Origin of the sequence: Dokdonella sp. (assembly GCF_049593775.1) — a bacterium.
GTDB lineage: Bacteria > Pseudomonadota > Gammaproteobacteria > Xanthomonadales > Rhodanobacteraceae > Dokdonella.
In genome coordinates, this window is sequence record NZ_JBAWHJ010000114.1 from 1 (window position 1) to 7,492 (window position 7,492).

The 7,492-nt window shown below is 61.0% G+C and carries 6 protein-coding genes; 4 read left to right on the forward strand and 2 right to left on the reverse strand.

Annotated elements, in window-relative coordinates:
- A partial coding sequence (locus WBP53_RS03825) for a hypothetical protein (protein WP_423926106.1) occupies positions 1 to 453 on the reverse strand: 453 nt, incomplete at its 3' end.
- A gap of 367 nt (positions 454 to 820) precedes the next feature.
- Positions 821 to 2,140 carry a dicarboxylate/amino acid:cation symporter gene (locus WBP53_RS03830; protein ID WP_423926114.1) on the reverse strand — a complete coding sequence of 440 codons (1,320 nt, stop codon included), beginning with the start codon at positions 2,138 to 2,140 and terminating at the stop codon, positions 821 to 823.
- A gap of 543 nt (positions 2,141 to 2,683) precedes the next feature.
- Here WBP53_RS03830 and WBP53_RS03835 point away from each other — a divergent pair.
- The 4 genes from WBP53_RS03835 to WBP53_RS03850 all read left to right on the forward strand — a co-directional run.
- On the forward strand, positions 2,684 to 3,421 hold the full coding sequence (locus WBP53_RS03835) for a response regulator transcription factor (protein ID WP_423926108.1): 738 nt from the start codon (positions 2,684 to 2,686) through the stop codon (positions 3,419 to 3,421).
- Positions 3,418 to 4,650 carry a sensor histidine kinase gene (locus tag WBP53_RS03840; RefSeq protein WP_423926110.1) on the forward strand — a complete coding sequence of 411 codons (1,233 nt, stop codon included), beginning with the start codon at positions 3,418 to 3,420 and terminating at the stop codon, positions 4,648 to 4,650. The genes WBP53_RS03835 and WBP53_RS03840 overlap by 4 nt, the downstream gene beginning before the upstream one ends.
- A 54-nt stretch (positions 4,651 to 4,704) precedes the next feature.
- Positions 4,705 to 6,186 (forward strand): glycosyltransferase family 39 protein, encoded by a 1,482-nt coding sequence (locus WBP53_RS03845; RefSeq protein ID WP_423926112.1) that lies wholly within the window; start codon positions 4,705 to 4,707, stop codon positions 6,184 to 6,186.
- A gap of 110 nt (positions 6,187 to 6,296) precedes the next feature.
- Positions 6,297 to 7,492, forward strand: a 1,196-nt coding sequence (locus tag WBP53_RS03850) for an FMN-binding glutamate synthase family protein (RefSeq protein WP_423926116.1), incomplete at its 3' end; no start/stop codon positions are given.

Consider the following 7,492-nt stretch of genomic DNA (forward strand, 5'->3'; position numbering starts at 1 on the left):
GATATAGACCATGCTGTTGTTCACGCCATGGTTCCACGCAATGCTGGCAATGGGATACAGGTCCGTGCCGCCGTGGATCGTATCGCTGCGTTCAAGTTCGGTGCCTCCCGAGGACACTGATATGTCGGCCTTGGTCGTGTTCAAGCCGTACCCGAATCCCACGCCAAGGGATACCTGTCCGCCGAGGACCTTGGTTTCAGGCGCGTAGGTGGGCTGCAGCAGCACGAGAGGGCTGCGCGATCGAAGTCCCACGTTGACGCTTTCACCGAGCGGGAAAGATGTGGTCTCGGAAGCCTCTCCGCTGTAGTAGTAGCCCTGAACTGGCAGGGTCCAGCCAGGGGTTGCCGGAACCGCGGCGAGGCTCGCATAGGTGCCTGAAAACCAGAATGGAACGCCGCCTTCGTCAGCAAAAGCGGGCCCTGTCGCGCCCAAGGCAAGACATGCGGCGGACACTGCAGGCACCAACGAGACATGGCGAGCAAGACATCGCTTAAAGGCCACTTGAGGACACTCCGTCTAAAAACTTGCCGCGCACCTTGCCTTCAACGTGCGGCATGCGCAAGCGTAGCGCCCAGTGCCTGTGACGGAGATGTACCCGCGCATCCTCTTCCGCAAGGTCCATTCACGCGGTCGGCACAGAGCGTACTCTGAGTGAACACACCTGCCGGTTTGACACTCGACACGCAGGGCTACTTCGGCGTGCCTGCCAAGAACCCGTGTTCGAACAATAGGCCAATTCCAGCATGCTGGTCCTCGCAATGATTTTCGACGTCGCCGCGGATGCTGCGCCTCGGCAGCAGCCAGCTGTTCAGTGTGAGTTTCACTTGCCTCCGCCCGGGGTCGGCTGTCGAGAAACACGTTCGGCCATGTCATCTGGACCCGCCTCGAGTTGCCGTGCCAACTCTTCGCGATCGAGCTCGTTCTCCCAGCGCGCGACGACGATCGTGGCGACCCCATTGCCAACCAGGTTGGTCAACGCGCGCGCCTCGCTCATGAAGCGGTCGATCCCGAGAATGAGGGCAAGGCCGGCAACCGGCACCGTGGGCACGACAGTCAGCGTCGCCGCGAGCGTGATGAAGCCGGCTCCGGTGACGCCAGAGGCGCCCTTGGATGTCAGCATGGCGACGGCCAGCAGAGTCAGCTCCTGGGTCAGAGTCAATTCGACGTTGAGCGCCTGCGCGACGAAGATCGCGGCCATGGTCAGGTAGATGTTGGTGCCATCGAGATTGAACGAGTAGCCACTCGGTATCACCAATCCCACGACGGACTTCGAGCATCCCAGCCGCTCGAGCTTCTGCATCATCGGTACCAGCACGGTTTCCGACGAGGACGTGCCGAGGACCAGAAGCAATTCATCCCGGATGTAGCGCAGGAATCGGAAGATGCTGAAACCGCTGAAACGTGCGATCGCACCCAGCACGATGACTACAAAAAGGACGCAGGTCAGGTAGAAGCTGCCCATCAGGCGCGCCAGCGGACCGAGGCTGTCGACCCCGTACTTGCCGATGGTGAAGGCCATCGCACCACCGGCGCCAATCGGCGCGAGTCGCATGATCATGCCCATGATGCGGAAGAAGACCTGCGACAGGCTTTGCAGGAACTCGAGTATCGGCTTGCCGCGTTCGCCAACACCGATCAGGGCAAATCCGAACAGCAAGCCGACCAGAAGCACCTGGAGCAGGTCACCCTGGCCGGTGAACGCATCAAGGAATGTGTCCGGGATGATGTCGAGCAGGAACTGCGTCCCGCTGCGTTCACTGGCCTGGTTCGCATAACGGGCAACTGCGCTGGCATCAAGCGTTGCGGGGTCCACGTTGAACCCGGCACCGGGCTTCAGCGTATTGACCACGAACAGGCCGATCACGAGCGCGACCGTCGAGACCACCTCGAAATAGATGATGGCCTTCACGCCCACGCGCCCGACTTTCTTCACATCGGACACGCCCGCAATACCGATCACGACAGTAAGGAAGATGATCGGCCCGATCAGCATCTTGATCAGGGCAATGAAGCCATCACCAAGCGGCTTCAGCTGCACGCCGGTTTCAGGCAGGAAATGGCCGATGGCTCCGCCAAGGATGATCGCTGCGAGGACCCACAGGTACAGATGGCGCGGCGTATCGTTGCGTGGTGCGCTCATCGTCTGCTTGCTGCCCTGGATGGAATTGAGCTCGAGTTCTCCGCGTTCGCGAAGGTCTAGGCGTGTGTCACCAGCACGCAGCACGCCCCCGATTGCGCCAGACCCGGCGGCATAGTGCAACCCTGAATCAAGGAAGCGCTGAATACGCCGTTATTCCAGCCTGCGCCGGGATGACGAGCAGAGATTGATTCAACGTTGCCTTGACCCGAATGGCACTGACTTGAGGCTCGTCATTCCCGCGAAAGCGGGAAACGCTTCACAACAGCCGTATGGCTGGTCATCGCTCTACCTGGAACAGCCGGATAGATTCTCATCTAGTGACAATTCGACTACCAGGACTCTCCAAAAGAGCTGGGTCCCCGCGTGCGCGAGGACGACAAATTGAAGGGATCGGCGTTGTGTAAGTGCCATTCGCCTTAACTCCAGCCTAAGATTTGACACAGGAGCGCGAAACGAGGATTCATGCATACAGTGAGGTGCACATGTCTGTCTGGCCAGGAAAGGCAGCGACACCCGGTTGGTCAGAATCAGTAGCGAGGGGCAATGCGTACACCGGCGGCACAAACAGGTCATCGCGCAGGCAACAGGGCTGCGAGCCCATCCGGCTCCCTGAAGATCCTCCTGATCGAGGACGAGCGGGATATTGCCGGCAACATCTGGGACTTTCTCGAGTGTCGCGGTCATGTGATCGACCACGTGGTCGATGGCGAGCGCGGTCTTGCCCGTGCGCTCGAGGGCGGAATCGACGTAATCGTGCTGGATCTCGGATTGCCGCGCCTCGACGGCCTTGAGCTGTGCCGGCGCCTGCGCACGGCGGGCAATGGCGTGCCGGTACTGATGCTGACCGCACGCGATACGCTTGAGGATTGCCTGGCCGGATTCGAGGTAGGCGCCGATGATTACATGGTCAAGCCGTTTGCATTGCGTGAGCTCGAAGCGCGCATCGGCGTGCTGCATCGGCGCGGCCTGCCTCCGGCCGATGCCTTGCAAACGATCGGCGATCTGGTTTACGCACCTGCAACGATGCTGGCGAAGCGAGGCGGCAAGTCGATGCCGCTGACGGTCGCACAAGGCAGGATTCTCGCGTTGCTGATGCGCGAGTCACCCAACGTCCTGCGTCGCGAAGTCCTCCTGCAGGCGATTTGGGGTGAAGAGGGCGGCAGCTTCGGTGCGCTGCATACCCATGTCTGCGCGTTGCGCGCAATCATCGACCGCCCGTTCAACTCGACCATGCTGCAGACCGTGCACGGCATCGGCTATCGCCTGAGTGCCGAGGCATGAAGATGCGGCCAGCGTCTCTGCGCTGGCGCGTGACCCTGGCCTTCGGCGTACTTGGCTGTGTGCTCAGCCTGCTGTTTGCCACTGCCACGATCTTCATTACCGAGCACTATGAATCGGTCATGGTAGACGGCATGCTCGTTGGTCTCTCGGAAGATGTCCGAGCGCGCCATGCGCGAAGTCGTGATCACGAATTTCCGCTTCCGGGGTCCCGTCTCCTGAAAGGTTACGTTCTGCGTGCCGATGGAAGTGGCAACGTGCCAGCAGTTCTTTCTGCGCTGCCGTTGGGTACCCATGAGCCGGACATGGGCGAGGACGTGGAAGTCTATGTTGGAGTTTTCGACCTGGCCGGCGATCGCCTGATTCTCGTCATCGACATGCAGGAAGTCGAAACTCTGGAGCTCTACCTCGAAAGCGTGCTGGCGGGGATCGTCGTGGCCGGCACCGCGATCGCAGCCTGGCTGGGCTGGATTCTTGCCGGGAGGACGATCGCACCGGTACGTGTACTGGCCGAGGCCGTCGAGGCGTTGCCGGTTCGCGCCGAGCACACGCACCTGGCCGATGACATGGCCAGCGACGAGTTGGGTCGCCTGGCCGGAGCCATCGACAGCTACCAGGCCCGCCTGGTGCATTCCGAGGATCGCGAACGAAAGTTCTTCGCTGATGCCAGCCACGAATTGCGCACACCGCTGTCCGTTGTACGCGGTGCGGCCGAACTGCTGCTGGAGGATGCCCAACTGGATGGCTCCTCGCGCGAGCGACTGCGCAGGCTGGACCGCGGGGTGCTCACCCTGACCGACCTGCTCGACGTGATGCTGAGGCAAGCCAGGGGAATATCCAGTGCGCTCGAAGAGGTAGACGCAGCGACCTGGCTTCGCGAGAGCCTTGCCGACTTGAATGACAGGGACAATGTCAGCCTGCATGTCGAGCATCCGCGGCTCTCCTTGAAGCCGCGCGAAGCCGCGCTGGTCGTTCGCGGCTTGATCCGACGCCTCGGACGCAGCGAACAGACCCGCAAGCTGGATGTCATCGTTCGAACCAATACAATCATCCTGTGCCACGCGCAGGATTCAGGCCGCGCGTCGAGCAATTTCCGGATCATTCACTCCTCTGACACCCAGCTTGGCGCCACCCTGATCGGCAGCCTCGCAGCCAGCATGAATTGGACGATCGACGAGGGCGAGGCGGAATCTGGCCGCATCACGATCAATCTTCCAGCGCCTCAACACTAATCCGCGAAACCCGAACTCATCAGGGCGAGTACACGCAGAGCCCAAGGACTATTCATGCGACAACCGGTAACACCCTCCTTGTTGCTGACCACGGCCATTGTCGTGTTGCTGGCGTTCGCCTTCCTCGGCACACGTCCAATCTGGGATCCTGACGAGGGTCGCTACACCAATGTCGCCCTGAACATGCTCGAGAGTGGCGACTGGATGCACCCGATGCGCAACGAGCACATTGGTCATTGGACCAAACCTCCAATGACCTACTGGGTTATCGCGTCCAGTGTTGCCGCGTTCGGATACAACCCCTGGGCAGCGCGGCTGCCCTATGCACTGGCCTTCCTGGTTTGTGTCTGGGTGGTCTGGCGAATAGCCAGACGATTCATGCCTGGCGAAGAAAACAAGGCTGCGCTGATCTACGCGACGATGTTTCTGCCATTTGGTGCGACCCAGATGGTGACGACGGATTTCCTGCTCGCCGCGTCCCTGAGCGTGGCCATGATGGCCTGGCTCGAATCGCGATTCGGCAATCCTGACGTCTCGATGCGCTGGGTATGGCTGATGTGGCTGGGCTTCGGCCTCGGTTTCATGATCAAGGGCCCGCCTGCGCTGCTTCCCCTGCTGGTGGTCATCGCCAGTGCTCGCTTGCTGCCGGCATCTGCTGGTCGCTCGGCCTTTCACTGGACGGGCCTGCTGATTTTCGCGCTTGTGGCGCTGCCCTGGTATATCGCGGTGACACAGAATGTCGATGGCCTGCTCGACTACTTCCTGGGCCGCGAAATCGTCGAGCGATTGGCCAGTTCCGACCAGGGTCGTCATGGCGAGTGGTATGGCTGGCTGCAGATCTATGCGCCAACGCTGATCCTCGGCAGCCTGCCCTGGACCGTGCACGTGTGGCGATGGCTGCGCTCGCTCGGTTCAGACATGCGTAGCTGGCGCGATCCAGCGCGGCGCGGCGATGATTCATTTGGACTGATCCTGTTTCTCTGGATGCTGCTTCCGCTGATCGTGTTCTGCCTGGCCCGCTCGCGCCTGCCCTTGTACCTGCTACCGCTGTTCACGCCGCTGGCCCTGATCGTCGCGCGCCAGATGCACCTTGAAGGCAAGCAATTCCCGCGCCTGCGCTGGCTTGCACTCTGGATACTCCTGCTTGTCGGATTGCGCTTTGCCACTACATTCTGGCCGACGCACAAGAATGCTGAAAGCTGGGCCGATGCCATTCGCGAACGAACCACGGAGAAAATCGAAGAGGTCGTCTTTGTCGAGGACATGGCTCGCTACGGCATCCATCTGCATCTTGGAGCCACGGTCGACAAGGTCTCGATCAACCCGGTTGATCTCACCTTGTTCGATGGCGAGTACGACGGCAACCTCGATACCGAACTGGTCGACAACGACCAGGCTGCGATTTATATCTGCAAGCAGGAGCGGTGGCCGGAACTGCAATCGCAGCTCAGTGCGCGCGGGTATCCGACGCGCGTTCTCGGAGACACGTTCAACCAACGGGTGATTTTCAGGATCCTGCCGAAAGCTTCTCCTTGAGCTATCCTCGACCGGTTTTCGGATAGGGGAGTGTTGACTTGAATCCACCGTTGCCGCGTCGCTACTGGGTATTCACGATCGTCCTGATCACCGCCGTCGTCAGCGGATGGCTGTGGAATCGCGGCGGCATATGGCCCTGGATATGCGTTCCAGCCCTTGCCCTGACTGCGGTCGGGCTCTGGGACCTGATCCAGAGTCGGCACACGCTGAGGCGCAATTTTCCGATCTCGGCGCACGGCCGCTACCTGATGGAAGCGATCCGGCCGATGATGCGCCAGTACGTGGTCGAGGGTGACAACGACGAAGTACCGTTTTCGCACGACCAGCGTTCGATCGTCTACCAGCGTGCCAAGCAGGCCCAGGAAACACGCCCCTTCGGCAGCGAACGCGACATGTACGCGCCAAACTACGAATGGATCAACCACTCGATGCTGCCCCGGCATCTGGATAACCACGATTTCCGCGTTCCGGTCGGCGGGCCGCAGTGCGCGAAACCCTACTCGGCCAGCGTCTTCAACATTTCGGCCATGAGCTTCGGCTCGTTGTCACCGAATGCGATCCTTGCACTGAATGCCGGCGCCAAGCGCGGCGGCTTCTACCACGACACCGGCGAAGGTTCGTTGTCGGTTTATCATCGCGAGAATGGTGGTGACGTGGTCTGGGAGATTGGCTCGGGCTACTTTGGTGCATGCAGCTCGGCCGGCGTATTCAGCGAAGAGAAATTCGCCGAACGCGCCGTGCTCGACCAGGTCAAGATGATCGAGATCAAGCTCTCGCAAGGAGCCAAGCCCGGCCACGGCGGCATGCTGCCGGGCGCCAAGGTGACTCGCGAGATCGCCGAAACCCGAGGCATTCCGGAAGGCGAAGATTGTATTTCCCCCGCGCGCCATTCCGCATTCGACAGTCCCGAAGGGTTGTTGCGTTTCGTCGATCGCCTGCGCGTGCTTTCTGGCGGCAAGCCGACCGGCTTCAAGCTCGCCATCGGTCATCCCTGGGAATGGTTCGGCATCGCCAAGGCCATGCTGACAACCGGAATCCGGCCTGATTTCATCGTCATTGATGGCGGCGAAGGCGGCACCGGTGCCGCACCGATGGAGTTCATCGATCATGTCGGCGTGCCGATGCGCGAAGGGCTGATGCTTGTGCACAACACCCTGGTTGGCCTCAACCTGCGCAAGGACATCCGCATCGGTGCTGCAGGCAAGATCATCACCGCCTTCGATGTTGCGCGCACCCTGGCCCTCGGCGCCGACTGGTGCAACTCCGCGCGCGGCTTCATGTTTGCGCTGGGGTGCATCCAGTCGCA